Below are 20,371 nucleotides of genomic sequence, written 5' to 3' on the forward strand. Positions count from 1 at the left end.
AGCCTTGGGAGATAAGTAATGAAACTATTGATTACTGGTGGCTGCGGCTTCCTCGGAAGCAATCTTGCTTCGCATGCACTTCGCAGCGGCGACGAACTCGTAGTCTTCGACTCACTCTGCCGGAAAGGTTCAGCTGAAAACCTCCTTTGGTTAAAGGATCAGGGAGAAATGAGATTTGTGCATGGCGACATCCGGATCGAAAACGACATAAACCGGCTCGTGCAGGAGTTCAGGCCCGAGGCAGTGTTTCATCTGGCGGGACAGGTGGCCATGACGACCTCTATTGCCAACCCCCGTCTCGACTTCGAAGTTAACGTGCTGGGCACGCATAATCTTCTGGAAGCAGTTCGCCTGCATGCCTCTGAAGCAACAGTCATATATTCTTCGACAAACAAGGTATACGGAGATCTGGAGCAGTACAGGTATAATGAGACTGAAACCCGATTTGTCTGCTCAGACAAACCGAGGGGATTCGATGAAACGACCCCGCTGGAATTCCATTCTCCGTATGGCTGCTCGAAGGGGGCTGCAGACCAGTACATGCTCGATTACGCCCGTATCTTCGGCCTTAATACAATAGTATTCAGGCACTCTAGCATGTATGGCGGACGGCAGTTTGCCACCTATGACCAGGGCTGGATCGGGTGGTTCTGCCAGGTGGCAGAGGAGACTAGACGTGGTCACCTGAAAGAGCCTTTTACAATTTCAGGTACCGGCAAGCAGGTGCGGGATGTTCTCCATGCCGACGACATGATCGCCCTGTATTTTTCGGCTGTTGAGCGGCATAGGGACATAAGGGGTGAAGTGTTCAATATTGGCGGCGGCATGGAAAACAGCTTGTCACTACTGGAATTGTTCCAGCTTCTTGAGGAAAATACCGGGGCCTCTTTGAACTACACCCGACTACCTCCGCGAGGCAGCGACCAGCGCGTGTTTGTTGCGGATATATCGAAGGCAGAACAGCGCATCGGCTGGAAGCCTGGCGTCACCGCTCGATCGGGTATTCGGAGGATGCTGGACTGGACCAGTGAGTTCATCGGTCGTGAAGAAAATGGCTGCAGAGTTTAAATCAATCCTTATCATCAAACCCGGTGCCATTGGCGATGTTCTGCACATGACCCCGGTAGTGAGAGCGCTGAAGGATCGATATCCAGAGAGCAGGATCAGCTTTATCGTGAGCTCGCCTGTTACCGCATCCCTTTTTTCAGGTAATCCTCTCGTGGACGAGGTAATCGTCTTCGACAAGAAGGGAGCCCACAAGTCCCTCTCCGGATTCCTCTCGCTGTGGCGGCAGTTAAGAAGCAGGCGTTTCGATCTCGTCCTCAACTACCAGCGCAGCAATATCAAGGGATGGCTGTTGGCCTCGGCTGCCTTTCCAAGCACCGTCGTCGTCTATCACAAAACACGTGGAACGGTTGTGCATGCCATTGCCGATCACCTCAGCCCGTTGATGAAAATCGGGATCGATGCGCAGCGGGCGAGCCACCGCCTCGATTTTTTTCCTTCCGGGAAAGATAGTGAGTTCGCCGATGATTTTCTGGCAGCAGAAGGCCTTGCCGGGAAGCCGTTGATAGCCTTTAATCCGGGCACCAGCCACGCATGCAAGTGCTGGCCGATAGAGCGCTTCGCCGAGCTTGGGGACAGGCTCGTGGATGAGCTGGGGGTGGAGATCCTTATTCTCGGCAGCAGGGACGAAAAAAAGCTTGCGGATGAGATCCGGAACCGGATGACCCGATCAAGCCATGATCTTACCGGCTGCTCTCTGGGTGAACTGGGAGCAGTACTCCAGCGGGTTCAACTTCTGGTAACCGGTGATACCGGGCCGATGCACATAGCCGCAGCTGTAGGGACCAGGGTCGTGGCGCTCTATGGCCCCATCAGCCCGGTAAGGAGCGGACCGGTGGGAGAGGGGCATCGCATTCTGATCCATGAAGAACTGGAATGCTGCCCCTGCAACAGCTTCGACTGCAAGAATCCCGCGTTCCGGGAGTGCATGGAAATGATTTCCGTTCAGGAGGCCTTTGATGCCTGCGCGGAGATGTCGCAAAACAGTTCTGTCCAAGGGAGAGCAGTGTAATGATGCAGGAACTCGAACTGGTTGATCTGCCTGAGGCCTTCGATGAGTGCATAGCTTGCTGGCACAAGGATGCCTCGCGCTCCGACGGTGTGGTGGTTGCGATCAATCCGATTGCCATCGAACTGGCTTATCGAAATTTCATGCTCTGGCATGAGGAGGACAAGGCTCGCAGGACCGATGTTGCCGATAGCGAAATCGCCCAGGTGAAGCGCAACATTGACCGTTATAACCAGCAGCGCAACGACCTGATCGAGAAGCTGGATGAGGCCATACTGAGCCGGCTGCTGAGCCAGGGCGAGATGAATCCCCGGCTTCCGATCAATTCCGAGACCCCGGGCAGCATTGTGGACAGAATCTCCATACTGTCGCTAAAGGTCTGCCACATGGAGGAGGATACTCTCCGGGACGATGTTTCGGAGGAGCATCGGGAGCGTTCGCGCGCCCGGCTGGCGATCCTCCGGGAGCAGCGTTCCGATCTCGCCACAGCCCTTGCTCTCCTGATAGATGAATACCGGCTGGGTAAGAAGCAGATGAAGCTCTACCGGCAGTTCAAGATGTACAATGATCCTTCCCTCAATCCGGAGATCTATAGAAGATCGAACAAGCAGTAACGGCAGAATGAAAATACTGATCGTTAAAATGAGCGCGCTGGGGGATATCATCCACGCATTGCCTGTGCTGGATTACCTGCATAGGGTCTCCCCCGGAATCGAAATAGACTGGGTAGTCGAGGAGCCGTTCCGGGAGGTGCTGGAAGGCAATCCGCTCGTGCGGCGGCTTTATACTGTGCGGACGAAGGTGTGGAGGAAAAAGCCCTTCGCTTCCGCTACGAGACGGGAAATCGGCGAACTCAAGGCGTCATTGCGGGAGCACCAGTACGATTTCGTTTTCGACATACAGGGCAATCTGAAGAGCGGTCTCGTCTGCTGGCTGAGCGGAGTGGAGCACCGGATCGGGTTCGAGAAGGATGCTCTTCAGGAGAGCGTAAACCTTCTGTTTACTACACGTCAGGTTCCGTTGCGTATGATTGATCGCCATATCACCGATCAATATCTGCGGCTGGTGAGCGTTCCGTTCGGCAAAGATTTCCGGGAGTTCTCCCTCATAACTGATATCTGGACTTCCGCGGAGGACGATGCTGCCGCGGAAGCGCTGCTGGCTACGCTGGACGACGGGCTCGTTTTCCTGTTCCACCAGGGGACGACGTGGCAGACGAAGTTGTGGAAGCAGGAGGGGTGGGCAGAGCTGGGAGCGGATCTGCTCCGGCGGCATCCGCATTCGAGCATTCTACTCTCATGGGGAAATGAGGATGAGCGCAGGGCGGTTGTGGACATCGCATCCGCGATTGGAAGTGGTGCCCGTGTAGTCGACCGCTATTCTTTGAAAGGCTTTGCTGCTCTGTTGAAGAAAGTCGATGTTGTCGTCGGCGGCGATACCGGTCCTGTTCATCTCGCTGCTGCCGTCGGCACCCCGACCGTTTCGTTCTATCGCGCCAGTGACGGCATGCGCAGCGGTCCACGTGGCAGCCAGCATGTCGTGATACAGGCTCAGCTTCCCTGCACCGGCTGCTTTAAAACTTCCTGCGACAAGGATGCTGCTTGCAGGGACAGCATAACTGTGGAGGCACTTACTGCCGGTATCGACAAGGTGCTTTCCCATCACTGCGCGTAGAAACAACATTGGAGGCCGTAATGCAACGTAAGGACGCGGAATCGCTTTTTGCCAAGGCTCGAAATGTTCGCGCACTGGTGATTGGCGATCTGATGCTCGACGAGTATCTGTGGGGGAAAGCCGAACGCATCTCTCCCGAAGCGCCTGTTCAGGTGGTCGATATCATCCGTGAGGATCTGCGCCTCGGGGGGGCGGGCAATGTGGTGAACAACCTGGCCGCGCTGGGGTGCAGCGTCTCGATCTGCAGCGTCATAGGCGCGGACGAGAACGGCACAACCCTGCAGCATGTCTTTACGGGCAAGGGAGTGGATGTCGCCGGAGTATTCGAAGACCCTCTTCGCACCACCAGCAAGAAGACCCGCGTGGTGGCGGCCAATCAGCAGATCGTTCGTATGGACCGGGAAACGAAGGAGCCGCTGCGCCCTGAACTGGAGGCTCAGGTTATCGAGTACGTGGAGCGTCATGCAGATGAGTTCCAGGTGCTTCTCCTGTCCGACTATCTCAAGGGGGTCCTCACCGAGAGGGTAGTTCAGGCGGCAGTAGAGGCAGGCAGGAAACGAGGCATTCCAGTAGTGATCGATCCGAAGGGGAGCGATTACAGCAAATACCGCGGTGCGACAATTCTTACGCCGAATCGGAAGGAAGCAGAGCAGGCTGCCGGGATGCCGATCGCCAACGAAGATGATCTGGGTCGCGCTGCCGAACGCATACTTCGGGAGTGCGAACTGGATGCGCTCCTCATCACCCGAAGCGAACAGGGGATGTCCCTCTTCGGGAGCGGAGGATGGCTGACCCACATTCCCACCTTCGCCCGGGAAGTTTACGATGTCACGGGTGCAGGCGATACCGTGCTAGCTGTTATGGGGGTCGCGCTCGCCTGCGGTATAGGCTATGAGGATGCCGCTAGGGTCGCCAATGTGGCGGCTGGTATTGCCGTCGGCAAGGTAGGGACTTCCACCGTGACGCCTTCCGAGGTCATCGGCCTCATCGGTCACGGACATGCCGACAGTGACGCCAAGATCAAGAACCTGGACGTCCTGGTTGAGGTGATCGAGAAGGAGAAAGGGCGGGGGAAGCAAGTTGTGTTCACCAACGGTTGTTTCGACCTCCTTCACGTGGGGCATGTGAAATACCTGCAGAAGGCGCGCTCTTTTGGTGACCTTCTCGTCCTGGGCCTCAACAGTGATGCTTCTGTCAGGCGGCTCAAGGGAGATAAGCGGCCACTCATCCCGCAGGAAGAGCGTGCCCATCTCCTCGCAGCCTTGAACTGTGTCGACTACGTGGTATTCTTTGACGACGATACGCCGCTTGCTCTCATTGAAACACTCAAACCAATGGTGCTCGTGAAAGGGGGGGATTACACGCCGGATACGGTAGTGGGCCGGGATGTAGTGGAATCTTGCGGAGGGCGCGTGGAATTGGTGGAATTTGTGGATGGTAAATCGACAACCAACATCATCGAGAAGATTCTGACCAGTTACGGAGAAGGGCAGTAAAACAGGTTGAAAAGAGGAAGAAGCTCGTATATAGTTCAAATTTTTTGAGGGTCATTCTGAAAGGAGGGTTAATGAAGAAAGCGCTGATCACCGGGATCACCGGCCAGGACGGCTCCTACCTCGCCGAATTCCTCGAGAAAAAAGGGTACGAAGTTCACGGCATCATCCGCCGTTCATCTTCTTTCAATACCGGCAGGATCAATCATATCTACCGGGACCCCCATGAAACGGGAGTCCGCCTTTTTCTCCATTACGGAGACCTCAATGACGCCAGCTCCATCAACAAGGTGCTGCGCGATGTTCGCCCCAACGAAATCTATAATCTCGGTGCCCAAAGTCATGTGCGCGTCTCCTTCGATGTGCCGGAGTACACCGGAGAAGTTGACGCACTCGGTGCCGTGCGAATCCTCGAAGCGATCCGCGAGACAGAGCTGAACACGAAGTTTTACCAGGCGTCCTCCTCGGAGCTTTACGGAAAAGTCGTTGAGACTCCGCAGAAGGAAACCACCCCTTTCTATCCCCGCTCCCCCTATGCGTGCGCAAAGGCGTACTCATACTACATCACCGTCAACTATCGTGAGAGTTACAATCTCTTCGCCTGCAACGGAATACTTTTCAATCACGAGTCGCCGCGGCGCGGCGAGACCTTCGTTACCCGCAAGATCACGCGTGCTGCCGCACGGATCAAGCTAGGGCTGCAGGAGTGCCTCTATCTTGGAAACCTGGACGCCAAGCGCGACTGGGGTTTTGCCGGCGACTACGTGGAGGCAATGTGGCTCATGCTCCAGCAGACGGAGCCGGATGATTACGTCGTCGCCACCGGCGAAACCCATGCCGTACGGGAGTTCGCAGAGAAAGTTTTTGCACGGCTCGACATGCCGCTGGAATGGAAGGGGAGCGGCGTGCACGAGAAAGGGATCGATTCGAAAACGGGCAAGATCGTCATCGAGATAGATCCGAAGTATTTCCGGCCCGCAGAGGTGGACCTGCTTCTCGGGGACCCGGCGAAGGCAAGGCGACAACTAAAGTGGGAGCCGCGGGTCGATTTCGACGGGCTGGTCAACATGATGGTGGATTCCGACCTGAAGCTCGCCGAGCGCGAAAAGCGGGCGAACGGGTGCTGAAATAGAGGTGGAGAATGAGATATTTTTTGCTTTTACTGCCGGAAGTGATGTTGTAGGATTCGGCAGCTGCATCATGAAAGGAAGCAGGACGTAGGCGGTATGAGCATCTTGGTTACCGGGGCAGCCGGTTTTATCGGATTTCACCTCACCAGAAGACTGTTGGATCAAGGCGCAGAAGTTGTCGGTTTTGATAATCTGAATGATTACTACGACGTCAACCTGAAGTTAGCCCGCCTGCAACAGCTCGACGATGAGCATTTCACATTTGTGAAAGGTGATCTCGCGGACAGGAAGGCGGTCGCCGACCTGTTCGCGGAAAACCGTTTCGACATAGTTGTAAATCTCGCTGCCCAGGCCGGCGTCAGATATTCCCTTCAAAATCCCTACTTATATATCGACAGTAACATTTCCGGATTCATCAACGTCCTCGAGGGGTGCCGGCATAATGGTGTCCGGCACCTGGTTTACGCCTCTTCCAGCTCCGTCTATGGTGCCAACACCAAGATGCCCTTCTCAGTTCGTCATAATGTGGACCATCCCGTTTCTCTATATGCCGCAACCAAGAAAGCCAACGAGCTGATGGCGCACACGTACTCCCATCTCTACGGGCTGCCAACTACGGGCCTGCGGTTTTTCACTGTCTACGGACCATGGGGGCGGCCAGACATGGCACTCTTCCTCTTTACGAAAGCCATTCTTGAGGGAAAATCGATCGACGTCTTCGATAACGGCAAAATGCAGCGGGATTTTACCTACATCGACGACATCGTCGAGGGTGTGCACCGTGCGATGTACAACACGCCCAAGCCGAACCTTGCCTGGAGTGGTGACACCCCCGATCCCAGCACGAGCCGCGCTCCTTACCGTATCTACAACATTGGTAACAACAATCCGGTGGAACTGTTGCATTTTATCGAGGTGCTGGAGGAGTGTCTCGGGAAGAAGGCGGAGAAGAATTTCCTTCCTATCCAGGCAGGTGACATGCCGGCTACTTATGCAGATGTCGATGACCTGATGAAGGATGTCGGGTTCAAGCCGGCGACGTCCATCGAACAAGGCGTCGGGAAGTTCGTCGAGTGGTATCGCCGGTATTTCAATTGCTGAAGGAGAGCCATCCGTTGGAAGAGCACCAGAGGAAGGTTTCGGTCATAGGCCTTGCGGTTGCTGTTGCTTTCGGTAAAGAAAAAGAAACCATTCGGGTTCGACATCAATGAAGCACGCATAGCTGAACTTCAGCAGGGGCACGATCGAACGGGAGAGGTGGGTCCCGAAGATCTACGTGCCACCAACATCTCTGCTCTGATCATTGCTGTAGCCCACAATTTTTATCGCGAAATGACATTGGATTCCTGTGTAAAGCTGCTAAAAAGAATTCGGTCTTCGCGGATGTCAAAGGTATATTCGATCCGGAACACGTGAGACTCAAAGAAATGCGTCTTTGGCGCCTGTAAGAATCAGGTGGACGTTTTCGGGCGATTTCCCAATAGAAAGCCAGCCATGGAACTTAAAAACAGAAAAATTCTAGTCACCGGTGCAGATGGTTTCATCGGGTCTCATCTTATCGAGGAACTTGTAAGGCGGGGTTGCGATGTCCGTGCTTTTGTTCTCTACAACTCTTTCAACTCTTGGGGATGGTTGGATCACTCAGAGGTGGAGATCAGAAAGAGCCTGGACGTTTTTTCGGGGGACATTCGTGATCCTCACGGGATAAAGGAAGCCATGAAAGGCTGTGATGTGGTGCTGCACTTGGCTGCGCTGATAGCCATTCCCTACTCCTACCATTCTCCTGATACCTACGTGGACACTAACGTCAAAGGCACATTGAATGTCATTCAGGCCGCCCGTGAACTCGGGGTGGAGAAGGTTGTACATACTTCAACCAGCGAAGTTTATGGAACCGCTCGGTTCGTACCGATAACGGAAGAACACCCCTTGCAGGGGCAGTCACCGTACTCTGCGTCAAAGATCGGCGCGGACCACATTGCCATGTCATTCCATACATCCTTTGGGACGCCAGTGTCGATCATTCGTCCCTTCAATACTTATGGTCCCCGGCAGTCGGCACGTGCGGTTATTCCGACCATAATTTCTCAGATCGCCAGCGGGAGCAGAAAGATCAAGCTCGGGTCCCTTCACCCGACACGGGATTTCAATTACATCAACGATACGGTGGAAGGATTCATCGCCATTGCGGAATCGGACCGGTCCGTGGGCGAGGTGATCAACGTGGGGAGCAACTTCGAGGTTTCCATCGGCGATACCGTCCGGACGATTGCGGATATAATGGATGTCAGCATAGAGATAGAGACCGACGACGTGAGGCTTCGCCCAGAGAGGAGTGAGGTTGAGAGGCTCTGGGCCGATAATCGGAAAGCGCTGGAGGTAACCGGCTGGCAGCCATCGTATGCTGGGTTGTCCGGGCTTAGGCGGGGGTTAACCGAAACTGTGGACTGGTTCTGCAAACCCGAGAATCTCAGACGATACAAGGCGGACCGGTACAATATATGAGGAAATCGATTGTCGAACCGCTAGTCGAGGCACTTCGGACCGTTTTGCCGCCGGTGGGTGCGGTCAGTCTGCATGAACCGTGTTTCACCGGCAATGAGTGGAACTATGTCAAGGAATGCCTTGATACCGGCTGGGTTTCTTCAGTCGGCAAATTCGTGGATCGTTTTGAGGAGGAACTTGCCTCTTTTACCGGTGCCAACTGTGCCATCGCGGTTGTGAACGGTACCGCCGCCTTGCATGTCTGTCTGCTATTGGCAGGTGTCCTCCCTGGCGATGAGGTGCTCATACCTTCACTGACCTTTATTGCCACGGCTAACGCAGTTTCCTACTGTGGTGCAGTTCCTCATTTTGTAGATAGCAACGAGAGGACCCTGGGGCTTGATCCTGTGAAGTTGGAGCAGTACCTAGCGGAGATTGTCGATCTGCAGGCTGGGAGCTGTTACAACCGCAAGACCGGGCGGAGGATCAGGGCAGTTGTACCTATGCACACTTTTGGACATCCCGTCGATCTGGATGCGCTCGTTGATGTATGTGAGCGTTTTTGTGTGGAATTGGTCGAAGATGCAGCTGAATCCATCGGGTCGTACTACAAGGGAAAGCATACCGGCAACCATGGCCGTCTCGCTGCGCTGAGCTTCAATGGCAACAAGACAATAACAACCGGCGGCGGTGGCGCTGTGATCACCAATGACGAGGAGTTGGGCCGACTGGCGAAACACCTGACAACGACGGCAAAGGTTCCTCATCCCTGGAAGTTCAACCATGACATGGTAGGTTTCAACTACCGCCTTCCAAATTTGAATGCAGCTCTGGGGTGCGCGCAGTTGGAGCAGCTCCCGCGCTTTCTGGCGGCAAAGCGCCAGCTTTTCGAAACGTACCATGGAGTGCTGAGAGGATTTGAGGGCGTCAGGCTGATGTCCGAGCCGGAGTTCACCCGGAGCAATTATTGGTTGCAAGCGATTATACTCGACGAATGTATTGCCGATCAGCGTGACATCATTCTTGAGAGGACAAATGCCAGAGGTATAATGACTCGCCCCTGTTGGACTCTGATGCAGAACCAGCCGATGTTTACGGAGTGCCCGAGGATGGAAACCCCGGTAGCGCAAAGTCTTGAGCGGCGGCTGATCAACATTCCGAGCAGCGCTATCCTTACAGACGTGGCAAGGTAAGTCATAGGAGGGGGCCATGACGAGAGAGCCACTAATACTGGTTGGCGGCGGCGGCCATTGCAAATCGTGCATCGACGTCATCGAACTTGAGGCGAATTTTGAGATCGTAGGCATTCTTGACCTTCCTGAAAATGTGGGGCAGCAGATCCTCGGTTACCCGGTGATGGGTACCGACGCCGACATTGGAGGTTTGGCCAAAGAGGTCCGGAATTTTTGTATCACACTCGGTCAGATAAGGAGCCCAGAGAGAAGAATATCCCTCTACCAGCAGCTGAAGATGTACCGATCACGGTTGCCGGCGATTATTTCACCATTGGCTCATGTTTCAAGACATGCCATTGTGGGGGAGGGAACGATTGTCATGCACCAGGCAGTGATCAATGCGGGCGCGCAGGTCGGGATCAACTGTATCATCAATACCAAAGCACTCATTGAGCATGATGCTGTTATCGGTAATCACTGTCATATTTCCACCGCCTCGGTGGTGAACGGCGGAGTGACGGTAGGCACTGGGACATTCTATGGCAGCGGTGCTGTCAGCAAACAAGGAATTACCATTGCAGAGAAAAGTTTTGTGAAAGCGAACAGCCTTGTGACGGGGATTTAAATAGAGATGGTCACGCATCCCTTAGCCGTCGCCGGAGTCATCTATCCTGGAGTTGAGTCTTTTCTCGAGGACTTCCTCGACTCTCTCAGAGCTCAGACCTACACTGCCTTCGACCTCCTCATATTCAATGATGGCGTCGATCAAGGGGTGAAGGCGCTCTTTCCCCCGCAAACCGTGTGGCTTGAGAGCGAGACCCAGATGAGCGTGGCTGAAATCAGGGACTACCTGATCGGCTGCGCACGAAAAAAGTATCTTCAGCTGATCTTCGCGGATTCGGACGATTATTTCTCGCCGAACCGGGTTGCGGAATCAGTGCGATGGCTTTCCACCTACGATTTTGTCTATAACGAGGTTTCGCTGGTAGACAAGGGGGGAGGGATCCAGAAGCCGGAGTATTTCTCATCCATTGGGGTAGCGGAAGAGTTGACACATCCGGCCCAGGTGGAGCATAGCAACATTATTGGTCTGTCGAATTCCGCGGTGAACCTAGCGCGCCTCCCGGAAGTTGCTATCCCTGCTGATTTGATAGCAGTGGACTGGTGGATCTATACAGTTTCCCTGATTAATGGCCTCAGAGGCCGGTTCCTGCGGGATGCCATAACCTTTTACCGGCAGTACGACGCGAACACCATTGGGATGAAGGAAGGCCTTACAGAAGAAAAGCTCAGGCTTGGGTTGAAGGTCAAGAAACTGCACTACGGGAACCTCGTTTGTTACTGCACATCAAGTGGCCGTGTGTCGCTCGCTGAGAGATTCCACAAAAAGTTGGACGAAATTGCGCGGTTGGAAATGCTGGTAGCTGATCAGTCTGTGTGCCGGCAGTACCTGGATAGGGTGAATGCTGATTACATCAGAATCAACGACGGCTGGTGGAGTGAAATAATTTCACTGGATAGGTTGGAGTGTCATGACGTCAAATAGTTTTTACCAGAAAGTATTGACCGGAAAATACCCGTATGTGATCGCCGAGATCGGCTCGAACCACAATGGCGACATTGCTCTGGCAAAGGAGATGATCCGCTCGGCGGCTGGTTGCGGGTGCGATGCAGTCAAGTTTCAGTCGTGGACCCCATCCTCATTGATCTGCCAGGCGGAGTATGACTGCAATCAGAGCTATGACGACTCTCCCAAAAAGCACTTCGGGTCGCTGCGAGATATGGTAGAGCGTTACTATTTGAGAGAAGAGCAGCATTTCGAACTGAAGGAGTTTTGCGATCAGATCGGTGTCGACTTTTGCTCTTCCCCTTTTGCCCCTGAGGAGGTCGACCTGTTGTGCAGGATCGACGTGCCGTTCATCAAGGTAGCATCAATGGATATCAATAACGACGCGTTACTAAGACACATTGCAGGAAAGGGAAAGCCGGTGGTGCTGTCTACGGGGATGGCGTCCATGGCTGAAATCGACAACGCAATAAAGACAATTGAAACTACCGGCAACAACGAAATCGTATTACTGCATTGCATTTCCATCTATCCGCCAGTTAATGACGACATCAACCTGCGAAACATAGTAATGCTGCAGCAGAGCTTTGGATATCCAGTCGGCTTTTCCGACCATTCCCTAGGGGTTAGTATCCCACTCGCGTCAGTCGTGCTCGGTGCCAAAGTAATAGAGAAGCATTTCACCACGGATAAAGACCTGCCGGGGTGGGACCATGAAATCTCTGCTGACCCCGGAGAGATGAAGAGCATCGTGGTGGAGTCGCATAAGATTTGCGATGCCCTTGGATCGTATAAGAGAATTGTTTCCGGGGCGGAGGAGCAGAAGAAGTCCAAGTTTCGCAGGAGCATCGTTCTGAAAAAAAATCTAGTAGCCGGCGAGGTAATCGGGCACGAGGATCTTGACTTTAAGCGGCCAGGAACGGGAATACATCCGGACGAGGTCCGCTATGTTGTTGGCAGAAAGGTGAACCGAAGCATTAATGCTGACGAATTATTGAAATGGAACGATCTTCTTTAGGCCAGAGTATGCGCGAATACAGCAAGGTTAAGATCAGTCACAAGTTGGACATCCGTTCTGCTGTGAAAAGTATCAATGAGACGGGAATTGGGTTTGCTGTCATAGTTGACGATGATGATCTTGTCGTTGGTATCCTGACTGACGGTGATTTTAGAAGAGCTGTCTTGAAAGGTTTGGACCTTAACGACAACGTGCTCAAGATCACCAACCGGGACTTCCGATCTTTGCAGTCTGGGTTCTCACAAGAGGAAGCCATTTGTCTGCTGAAAAGTGGAAATTTCACATTTTTACCGGTAATTCAGGACGGTAGACTGATCGGGATTCTTTCTGAGAATGACTTGCAACAGCCCGAGATTGGGGCGCTGAATAAGAAACTGCAGTCTGAGGTGGTAATTATGGCGGGTGGTAAGGGGACAAGAATGGAACCCTTTACGAAAATACTCCCGAAACCATTGATCCCCATCGGGGACAGGACGATGCTCGAAGTTATTATGGATGAGTATGCGAAATACGGAATCAAAGATTTTCATATCTCAGTTTGTCATAAAGCAAAAATGATCAAGGCGTACTTTGAGTACATCGAGAATGGGTACAATATTCATTACATCAACGAGGATTCTCCCCGGGGTACGTGTGGTGCACTGAAGCTGGCCGAGGGGAAGTTCAATGGTCCTTTCTTCGTCTCAAATTGCGACATTATCATCAAAAGTGACTACTCAAAAATCTTCGAGTATCATCAGTCTCAAGATTTCATGCTCACTATAGTGACATCCATACAGCACATGGTGATCCCTTATGGCGTCTGCGAGTTAAATGATGTAGGTGGATTAAGCCGGATAAACGAAAAGCCCAAATTCGACTATCTGATAAATACGGGTATGTACGTCCTGAACCCTGAAGTACTTCAATACATTCCGACGGATACCTTTTTTGACATTACTGACCTGATTAAGAAGCTTCTCGACCTTAATTTAAAAGTTGGTGTTTATCCGGTTCCCGAACAGTCATATGTGGATGTCGGTCAGTGGGCAGAGTATAAAAAAGCAATAAACATTTTGACAGTTTAGTCTCTGACCCAATACGTAAAAATGTCGAGAAATCAGACTGCAAGCGAAGCTACTAATTTCACGAAGCAGATACTCGGGTAGTACCGAAGATGTTGCAGTTCTGCCGCGGATGGAAGAGAACCAGGAAACGAACAGAGGGCGAAAGTGGCTGAAACGATTAAGATAGGGAACCAGGAAGTAGGAGGGGAAGCGCTCTTCTTCACTATAGAGGAGGGGATGGCGAATCTCGGGAACCTCGATAAGGCCCGCCAGATGGTGGATGTCGCTGCCGGCACCGGTGCTGATGCCATCGAGTTCCAAATGGTGGTGGCAAGTGATCTGTACACCGCGGGCTCGCCCGGACACGAATTCTGCCTCAAGTGCGAGTTCAGTGACACCCAGATTACAGAGCTTGTGCGCTATGTGAAAGGGAGCGGATTAGAGTGTCTGGTGGCACCTCTGAGCCACCGTTTGGTTGAGGTGCTGGTCGCAGCCGGCTGTTCCGGGTTCAACATTAATGCTTCGGACATCAACAATCCGCTGATCATCGACGCCGTTGCTTCCAGCGGAATTCCATTCTTCCTGAGCACACTGCTGGCTACGGAGCAGGAAATTGACTGGGCGGTGAGGCGAATTTTACAGCGGGGTGCATCTCGCTTCTCCCTTTTGCATGGCCAGCACACCATGATGTCTAGCGGCAACGGCGTCCAACCCGCCCAAACGGCGATTGGCTTCGTGACCACTCTAAAAGAGAGGTATGACGTGCCGGTCGGCTTCATCGACCATACCCCCTACACCTGGATGCCTGCTGCCGCCGTCTCAGCCGGCGCCGACGTGGTCACCAAGCACATGGCCTTGTCACGGGCAGACCACGGGCCGGACTGGCAGGTCTGCCTTGAGCCGGAAGAGATGGCGGATGCAGTTGCCTGGGCCCGCGGAATGCGCGTGAGTGTGAAGCGGACTGAGAAGAGGCTTGCCGATGGGGAGGAATTGGATCGCGGGAAGATGAGGAGGAGCATTGTCTCCGCAAAGCCTCTTGCAGCTGGGAGCGTGATCGGTGCCAATGATCTTGTGTTCAAGAGACCGGGTAGCGGAGTAGAGCCCCCGAGATTCACGGAGATGATAGGTAAAGTGCTTTTGCGGGACGTCGAGGAGGACGAACAGGTTTATTTTGCGGATTTTAAGGAGGAATGACAGTGGAACTGGGACTCAAGGGGAGATGCGCGCTGGTTGGCGGGGGGAGCAAAGGGCTCGGCAAAGCCTGCGCCATGCAGCTTGCACGGGAAGGGGTTAACGTTGCCATCTGTGCGAGGAGCCCGCAAATACTTGAGTCGGCGGCAGCTGAGATCAGGGCGGCGTCCGGTGCGAAGATACTCCCGATACAGGCCGACCTCTCCAACCTTGAGGACGTGAACCGAACAGTAGCGCAGACACTGGAGGAATTTGGCAGAGTCGACGTGCTCATCGTGAATTCTGGAGGGCCCCGCCCGGGGAAGTTTGGTGACCTCTCCCGTGAAGACTGGGACGCTGCTTACCGCTCGGTCCTCTACTACGCGGTGGAGTTGTACCGGCTGGTCATCCCGCAGATGAGGGAGAATAAGTGGGGGAGGATCATCAACATCGCGTCGGCCACTGTGAAGGAGCCTTCCGAGACCCTGCTTCTCTCCAACGTGTTCCGCACCGGGCTGGTAAGCCTGGCAAAGACTCTGTCGAGGGACCTAATCAAGGATAACGTCACCATCAACACCATCTGCCCCGCCGCGTTCAGGACAGATCGGGCCATTCAGCTCATGACTGAGCAGGCGAACAGTCAGGGGATTAGCATTCAAGAGGTGGAGCAAAAGATTGTGGAGGGACTGCCTCTCCAGAGGTTCAATGCTCCGGAGGAACTCGCGAACCTCGCCCTGTACCTATGCTCGAATCTTGCCCTGGGTATCACGGGGACAACGATTCAAGTTGATGGCGGGTTGCAGAAGTTCATCTTCTGAGATAGGAAGCAGTTGAAATGAAAATAACCGCGCTGATACAGGTAAGAATGAAATCCGAACGGCTTCCGGGTAAGGCGCTTCTTCCGGTGGACGGCACTCCGGTCATTGGGCACGTCGTGGAAAACCTCAGGGAGTCAAGGTACCTGGACGACATCGTCATCTGCACCACCCGGGAAAAAGATGACGACGCTTTGGAGGCCTTCGCGGTCGACAAGGGAGTCGCAGTGTACCGCGGCGACGTCGAGGACGTAATCAAGAGGTTCCACGGCGCGGCGCTGTGCCATGGCGGCGACGTCATCGTCCGCATCGCCGGCGACTGCCCGATCGTGAGCGTGGACGCGGTGGACCTTCTGGTGGAAAACCATTTGGCCGCGGGGGTAGATTATACCTCGATAGAGCCGGATGCGACACCGATAGGGTCCTTCCCGCAGGTATTCTCCTTCCAGGCGCTGGACCGGCTGACTCGCTACCCGCTCGACTTCAACTACAGTGAGTACATGCTTTACTACTTCACGAACAATCCTGAAGTGTTCTCGCTGAACACTGTCCCGGTACCGGCACAGTACCGCTACCCGCAGTACCGCCTGACCCTCGACTACGAGGAGGACCTGAGGATGTTCGAGGCACTCTTCAAAAAGCTACGCGAGTATCGTCTGTCTTTCAGCCTTAAGAACGTTCTGCTCGTGCTGCAGCGCCACCCGGCGATCGCTGAGCTCAACTCGCACTTGATCCCCAAATACAAGAACATCTACGACGGCCTGATGGACGCCATACACCGCGCGACCACCATCACTTCGCCGCTTCCGAGGTGAAGAAGTGATTTACTGTAAGAAATGCCTGCAGCCTAACACCCGCCCGAACATAAAGTTCAACGAGGAAGGCGTCTGCCCGGGGTGCCTCTACGCCGCCACCCTCGTCGATGTTGATTGGGCCAGCCGCCAAAGCATCCTCAAGGAGATCTGCGAGTTCGGCAGGGCGCACAACTCTTCGGGTTATGATTGCATCATAGGGGTGAGTGGGGGGAAGGATAGCACACGCCAAGCGCTTTATGTGAAGCATGTACTGAAGCTGAAGCCCCTGCTGGTTTCCTGCATTTTCCCCCCGGAGCAGATCACTCACCGCGGCGCGTACAACGTCGAGAACATGATCAAGCACGGCTTCGATACCGTGACCATCGGCCCCGCCCCTGGGATCTGGCGCGAGAACATGAGGCACGGCTTCTTCAAATATGGCAATTGGCAGAAATCGACGGAACTCGCACTTTTCAGCACGGTGCCAAGGCTCGCCACCGCATACCAGATTCCCCTAATTTTTTGGGGGGAGAACCCGGCGCTCACACTGGGGGAACTCGGGACCAACTCCTTGGACTATGAGGGGAACCAGATGAAGCACGGAAACACTCTGGCGGGGGGGGATCCCTCCTGGATGTTCTCGGACAACATAAAGCTCAGGGACCTGCTCTGCTACAGCTACCCCTCCGACGAAGACATGGAGCGGGCCAAACTGCGCATCATCTACCTCGGCTATTTCTGGAAGATCTGGTCCAAGAAGGACAACGGCTCCTTTTCCTGCCTGCATGGCCTCGACATCCGCGACGACCGCCCGGAGGATATGGGGGACATCATGGGAGTGGACGCTCTGGACGAAGACTGGATGAACATGAATCAGATGATCAAGTACAGGAAGTTCGGCTTCGGGCGTGTTACCGAGTTCGTCAACGAGGAGATCAGGTTTGGCCGGATGACCAGGGAGGAGGGGATCAACCTGGTTACCCGTTACGACGGTAAAATATCTGAAAAGATTATCGCAGATTACTGCAGATACCTCGAGATTTCGGTCGAGGAGTTCCACCGCGTGGTAGATTCTTTCACCAATGAGGAGATATTCCAACGGGATGCCCGGGGGGAGTGGAAGCTCAGATATCCGATCGGTGGTACCCATGCGCAATAAGATTGTGATAATTGACTATGGGGTAGGGAACGTGCACTCGGTGGCCCACGCCCTGAAGTTCCTCGGGTACCGCAATGTGGTCTCGAGGGAACCTGAGGTGATCGCGCAGTCCGATGCCTTCGTTCTCCCGGGGGTGGGGGCCTATAGTGAGGCGGCCGTGAACTTGGAGCGCTATAACCTCGTCGAGGTGCTGAATCGCGAGGTGGTGGAAAGGGAGAAGCCACTTCTTGGAATCTGCCTTGGCATGCAGATACTTGGGAACTGCTCGCAGGAGTCCCCCGGCTACCGCGGCCTTGGCTGGATCGACTTCGACGTGGTGGAGATACCCGCTGGGCAGGATCTTAAGGTTCCGCATGTGGGATGGAACACGGTCACGGCCCGGGAAGAGCACTTCCTCCTCAGGAACCTCGAGGAGGAACCCCACTTCTACTTTGACCACAGCTATTACGCCCATGCCAAGAAAGCCGCTGTTGCCGCCTACTGCGACTACGGCAGCCAGCTTCCCGCCATAGTCACCAGCGGCAACGTGGTCGGCGTACAGTTCCATCCGGAGAAGAGCCAGAACAACGGCCTGAAGCTTTTCAGAAACTTCTTCAATTATTTCGGGGTGAAGCCTTGCTAAAGAAACGGATCATTGCGACCCTCATCGTTCGTGAGGGGATCGTAGTGCAGAGCATCAACTTCCGCAAGTATCTTCCGGTAGGGAAGCCGGAAATAGCCATCGAATTCCTGAACTCCTGGGGAGTTGACGAGATCGTTGTGGTCGACATCACGGCTAGTAAGGACAGGGGGCGCAAGGACTACCGCTTCGTGAACGGCATCACCCGTTCCTGCTTCGTCCCGCTTACCGTCGGCGGCGGCATCGACTGCATTGAGGACATCCGCTCGCTGCTTAACTTAGGTGCCGACAAGATCTGCATCAACTCCCATTGCCTTGGCTCCCCAGAGTTCATCACTGAGGCAGCCGACATCTTCGGGAGCCAATGCATCGTGGTCTCTATCGACGTGGCGGGAAATTGCGAAAGCGACTATTTCGTCTACGATGCGTCGCGCGGGGTGGTGACCGACCTGCGGCCGCTAGAGTGGGCGAAGGAGGTGCAGAAACGGGGTGCCGGCGAGATCTACCTCACCTCCGTGGAGCGAGACGGGAGCAAGGCGGGCTATGACCTGAAGCTTGTTGACACGATCGCCAGCGGAGTCGAGATTCCGGTGATCGCAAGCGGCGGTGCGGGAAACGCAGGCGACATCCACGAAGTCTTCTCCAAGACCGGCGCCAGCGCGGCCTCTGCGGCCAATTTCTTTCACTTCTTCGAACACAGCGTCATAACCACCAAGGCGGCCCTTACCAGGTCCCACGACGCCATCAGGCTCAACACGCATGCCAGCTACGCCAAGGCCGACTTCGACGGCGACTTCAGGCTAAGGAAGCTGGCCGATGAGTACCTTCGTGACCTGCTGTTCGAAAGGATCCAGAAGGAAGTGATATGAACTACTGCAAGCGCTGTCTCTACCCCTCCAATCACCCACTGTACCTTACTTTCGATAACGAGGGGGTCTGCTCCGGGTGTCGAGTGCACGAGGAGAAGGACATCCTGGACTGGAACGAGCGGGCCCGAAAGCTGGCCCGCATCTTCGACGAGTACCGCAACCGATCGGGCGCCAACTACGACTGCATCATACCGGTGAGCGGCGCAAAGGACTCCTACTTCATCGTGCACACGGTGAAGAACGTCTTCAAAATGAACCCGCTGCTGGTCTCGTACAACAAGCAGTACAACACAGAGATCGGCATCAGGAACCTCGCCTACCTGAGGACCAGCTTCGACTGTGACTTCTATCAAATGACAGTCTCACCGGAAACGGTGAAGAAGGTAACCCGTGCGACCCTGAGGAAGAGGGGGAGCATCTATTGGCACTGCATCGCCGGACAAACTGTCTATCCGGTCCAGATGGCGGCTAAATTCAAGATCCCTCTGATTGTCTGGGGTGCGCACCAAGGGGTAGACCAGGTCGGAATGTTCTCACATCTGGACGAAGTAGAGATGACCCGCAAGTACCGCAAAGAGCACGACCTGATGGGGCTTGAGGCGGAGGACCTGGTGGACGACTTTGACTTCCTCGGCGAGCAAGACCTGGCCCCGTTTTTCTACCCGGATGATAAGGAGTTGGAAAGCGTCGGGGTGCGTGGTATCTACCTGAACAACTACATTCGCTGGGACAGCAAACAGCAGCATGAAGAGATGATACGGCTCTATGGCTACGAGACGGCCGACCAGACAAGGACTTTCGACCGCTACAACGATATTGATTGCTTTAACTATTCTGATTTGCACGATTACATCAAGTTCCTGAAATGGGGTTACGGGAAGGTGAACGACCATGTGGCCCGGGAGATACGATTGAAAAGGCTCACCGCAAACCAAGGGGCGGAGCTGATACAGCAATATCTTTACCGAAAGCCACAACACTTGGCAAAGTTCCTGGAGTGGATCGGGATGTCGGAGCGCGGCTTCAATTTCATCATCGACCAGCACCGCAGCTCCCAGGTCTGGGAACGGGACGGCGATTGGAATTGGCAACGTAAAGCTGCTTTCGATCAATCTCTGATTGATGATTCCTTTGATGCAGTAGCGCTTGAAAAGAAAGGAGCTTGCGAGTTCGTCCTAACCCCGAGCAGGAACCCCGCTCATAAAGAAGACCGATATGTCCTAGTCGGTAAGGGCTATGTTGATTGACCTGCCATGGTTACGGAATAGTCGATCATCCCTGTAC

Annotated in this window: 20 protein-coding genes; all 20 read left to right on the forward strand. The window is 54.3% G+C overall.

All coding sequences use genetic code 11. From position 1 onward, the window contains the following. The first annotated feature begins 18 nt into the window (after positions 1-18). The 20 genes from CFB04_RS02070 to CFB04_RS02165 all read left to right on the forward strand — a co-directional run bounded on the left by CFB04_RS02070 (position 19) and on the right by CFB04_RS02165 (position 20,334). A complete protein-coding gene (locus CFB04_RS02070) occupies positions 19-1,068 on the forward strand; it encodes a GDP-mannose 4,6-dehydratase (protein ID WP_088533729.1) in 1,050 nt (349 codons plus the stop codon). After that, positions 1,028-2,077, forward strand: coding sequence for a glycosyltransferase family 9 protein (locus CFB04_RS02075; RefSeq protein ID WP_231934337.1), 1,050 nt, complete (start codon positions 1,028-1,030; stop codon positions 2,075-2,077). Before CFB04_RS02070 ends, CFB04_RS02075 begins: the two co-directional genes overlap by 41 nt. After that, a complete protein-coding gene (locus tag CFB04_RS02080; protein ID WP_088533731.1) occupies positions 2,077-2,688 on the forward strand; it encodes a DUF4254 domain-containing protein in 612 nt (203 codons plus the stop codon). Before CFB04_RS02075 ends, CFB04_RS02080 begins: the two co-directional genes overlap by 1 nt. 7 nt (positions 2,689-2,695) lie before the next feature. Further along, positions 2,696-3,748, forward strand: coding sequence for a lipopolysaccharide heptosyltransferase I (gene waaC, locus CFB04_RS02085; protein WP_088533732.1), 1,053 nt, complete (start codon positions 2,696-2,698; stop codon positions 3,746-3,748). A 20-nt stretch (positions 3,749-3,768) separates the two neighbouring features. Then, complete coding sequence (gene hldE / locus CFB04_RS02090; protein WP_088533733.1) at positions 3,769-5,244, forward strand: bifunctional D-glycero-beta-D-manno-heptose-7-phosphate kinase/D-glycero-beta-D-manno-heptose 1-phosphate adenylyltransferase HldE; 1,476 nt, start codon at positions 3,769-3,771, stop codon at positions 5,242-5,244. A 71-nt stretch (positions 5,245-5,315) separates the two neighbouring features. Continuing rightward, positions 5,316-6,368 carry a GDP-mannose 4,6-dehydratase gene (gmd, locus tag CFB04_RS02095; protein ID WP_088533734.1) on the forward strand — a complete coding sequence of 351 codons (1,053 nt, stop codon included), beginning with the start codon at positions 5,316-5,318 and terminating at the stop codon, positions 6,366-6,368. Positions 6,369-6,467: 99 nt separating this feature from the next. After that, positions 6,468-7,472, forward strand: coding sequence for an NAD-dependent epimerase (locus CFB04_RS02100; RefSeq protein WP_088533735.1), 1,005 nt, complete (start codon positions 6,468-6,470; stop codon positions 7,470-7,472). 393 nt (positions 7,473-7,865) lie between these two features. Then, positions 7,866-8,876: an NAD-dependent 4,6-dehydratase LegB gene (locus CFB04_RS02105; RefSeq protein WP_088533736.1), complete on the forward strand. Its 1,011-nt coding sequence runs from the start codon at positions 7,866-7,868 to the stop codon at positions 8,874-8,876. Further along, positions 8,873-10,048, forward strand: a complete 1,176-nt coding sequence (locus CFB04_RS02110; protein WP_088533737.1) for a LegC family aminotransferase — start codon at positions 8,873-8,875, stop codon at positions 10,046-10,048. Before CFB04_RS02105 ends, CFB04_RS02110 begins: the two co-directional genes overlap by 4 nt. A 16-nt stretch (positions 10,049-10,064) precedes the next feature. Further along, on the forward strand, positions 10,065-10,655 hold the full coding sequence (locus CFB04_RS02115) for a NeuD/PglB/VioB family sugar acetyltransferase (RefSeq protein WP_088533738.1): 591 nt from the start codon (positions 10,065-10,067) through the stop codon (positions 10,653-10,655). A 6-nt stretch (positions 10,656-10,661) separates the two neighbouring features. Beyond that, a complete protein-coding gene (locus CFB04_RS02120; RefSeq protein WP_088533739.1) occupies positions 10,662-11,576 on the forward strand; it encodes a hypothetical protein in 915 nt (304 codons plus the stop codon). Further along, entirely contained in the window at positions 11,563-12,615 is a 1,053-nt protein-coding gene (locus CFB04_RS02125) for an N-acetylneuraminate synthase family protein (protein WP_088533740.1), read from the forward strand. Before CFB04_RS02120 ends, CFB04_RS02125 begins: the two co-directional genes overlap by 14 nt. Positions 12,616-12,623: 8 nt before the next feature. After that, on the forward strand, positions 12,624-13,682 hold the full coding sequence (locus CFB04_RS02130) for a sugar phosphate nucleotidyltransferase (RefSeq protein ID WP_197692550.1): 1,059 nt from the start codon (positions 12,624-12,626) through the stop codon (positions 13,680-13,682). Positions 13,683-13,826: 144 nt separating this feature from the next. Further along, entirely contained in the window at positions 13,827-14,855 is a 1,029-nt protein-coding gene (locus CFB04_RS02135; RefSeq protein WP_088533742.1) for an N-acetylneuraminate synthase family protein, read from the forward strand. A gap of 2 nt (positions 14,856-14,857) precedes the next feature. After that, complete coding sequence (locus CFB04_RS02140; RefSeq protein ID WP_231934339.1) at positions 14,858-15,649, forward strand: SDR family oxidoreductase; 792 nt, start codon at positions 14,858-14,860, stop codon at positions 15,647-15,649. Positions 15,650-15,666: 17 nt separating this feature from the next. Further along, on the forward strand, positions 15,667-16,461 hold the full coding sequence (locus CFB04_RS02145) for a cytidylyltransferase domain-containing protein (RefSeq protein WP_088533744.1): 795 nt from the start codon (positions 15,667-15,669) through the stop codon (positions 16,459-16,461). 4 nt (positions 16,462-16,465) lie between these two features. Beyond that, the gene (locus CFB04_RS02150; RefSeq protein ID WP_088533745.1) at positions 16,466-17,599 is read left to right on the forward strand and encodes an N-acetyl sugar amidotransferase; all 1,134 of its coding nucleotides are present in this window, start codon (positions 16,466-16,468) and stop codon (positions 17,597-17,599) included. Next, positions 17,589-18,221 carry an imidazole glycerol phosphate synthase subunit HisH gene (hisH, locus tag CFB04_RS02155; protein ID WP_088533746.1) on the forward strand — a complete coding sequence of 211 codons (633 nt, stop codon included), beginning with the start codon at positions 17,589-17,591 and terminating at the stop codon, positions 18,219-18,221. The genes CFB04_RS02150 and hisH overlap by 11 nt, the downstream gene beginning before the upstream one ends. Beyond that, complete coding sequence (gene hisF, locus CFB04_RS02160) at positions 18,215-19,087, forward strand: imidazole glycerol phosphate synthase subunit HisF (protein ID WP_088533747.1); 873 nt, start codon at positions 18,215-18,217, stop codon at positions 19,085-19,087. Before hisH ends, hisF begins: the two co-directional genes overlap by 7 nt. After that, positions 19,084-20,334, forward strand: a complete 1,251-nt coding sequence (locus tag CFB04_RS02165) for an N-acetyl sugar amidotransferase (RefSeq protein ID WP_088533748.1) — start codon at positions 19,084-19,086, stop codon at positions 20,332-20,334. The genes hisF and CFB04_RS02165 overlap by 4 nt, the downstream gene beginning before the upstream one ends. Positions 20,335-20,371 lie beyond the last annotated feature (37 nt).

This window comes from Geobacter sp. DSM 9736, from assembly GCF_900187405.1.
GTDB lineage: Bacteria > Desulfobacterota > Desulfuromonadia > Geobacterales > Geobacteraceae > DSM-9736.

What these genes read in the sequence shown, in the direction of transcription:
- CFB04_RS02070 (WP_088533729.1), top strand. Translation starts at nt 19, where the DNA reads ATGAAACTATTGATTACTGGTGGCTGCGGCTTCCTCGGAAGCAATCTT.
- CFB04_RS02080 (WP_088533731.1), top strand. Translation starts at nt 2,077, where the DNA reads ATGATGCAGGAACTCGAACTGGTTGATCTGCCTGAGGCCTTCGATGAG.
- waaC (WP_088533732.1), top strand. Translation starts at nt 2,696, where the DNA reads ATGAAAATACTGATCGTTAAAATGAGCGCGCTGGGGGATATCATCCAC.
- hldE (WP_088533733.1), top strand. Translation starts at nt 3,769, where the DNA reads ATGCAACGTAAGGACGCGGAATCGCTTTTTGCCAAGGCTCGAAATGTT.
- gmd (WP_088533734.1), top strand. Translation starts at nt 5,316, where the DNA reads ATGAAGAAAGCGCTGATCACCGGGATCACCGGCCAGGACGGCTCCTAC.
- CFB04_RS02100 (WP_088533735.1), top strand. Translation starts at nt 6,468, where the DNA reads ATGAGCATCTTGGTTACCGGGGCAGCCGGTTTTATCGGATTTCACCTC.
- CFB04_RS02105 (WP_088533736.1), top strand. Translation starts at nt 7,866, where the DNA reads ATGGAACTTAAAAACAGAAAAATTCTAGTCACCGGTGCAGATGGTTTC.
- CFB04_RS02110 (WP_088533737.1), top strand. Translation starts at nt 8,873, where the DNA reads ATGAGGAAATCGATTGTCGAACCGCTAGTCGAGGCACTTCGGACCGTT.
- CFB04_RS02115 (WP_088533738.1), top strand. Translation starts at nt 10,065, where the DNA reads ATGACGAGAGAGCCACTAATACTGGTTGGCGGCGGCGGCCATTGCAAA.
- CFB04_RS02120 (WP_088533739.1), top strand. Translation starts at nt 10,662, where the DNA reads ATGGTCACGCATCCCTTAGCCGTCGCCGGAGTCATCTATCCTGGAGTT.
- CFB04_RS02125 (WP_088533740.1), top strand. Translation starts at nt 11,563, where the DNA reads ATGACGTCAAATAGTTTTTACCAGAAAGTATTGACCGGAAAATACCCG.
- CFB04_RS02130 (WP_197692550.1), top strand. Translation starts at nt 12,624, where the DNA reads ATGCGCGAATACAGCAAGGTTAAGATCAGTCACAAGTTGGACATCCGT.
- CFB04_RS02145 (WP_088533744.1), top strand. Translation starts at nt 15,667, where the DNA reads ATGAAAATAACCGCGCTGATACAGGTAAGAATGAAATCCGAACGGCTT.
- hisH (WP_088533746.1), top strand. Translation starts at nt 17,589, where the DNA reads ATGCGCAATAAGATTGTGATAATTGACTATGGGGTAGGGAACGTGCAC.
- CFB04_RS02165 (WP_088533748.1), top strand. Translation starts at nt 19,084, where the DNA reads ATGAACTACTGCAAGCGCTGTCTCTACCCCTCCAATCACCCACTGTAC.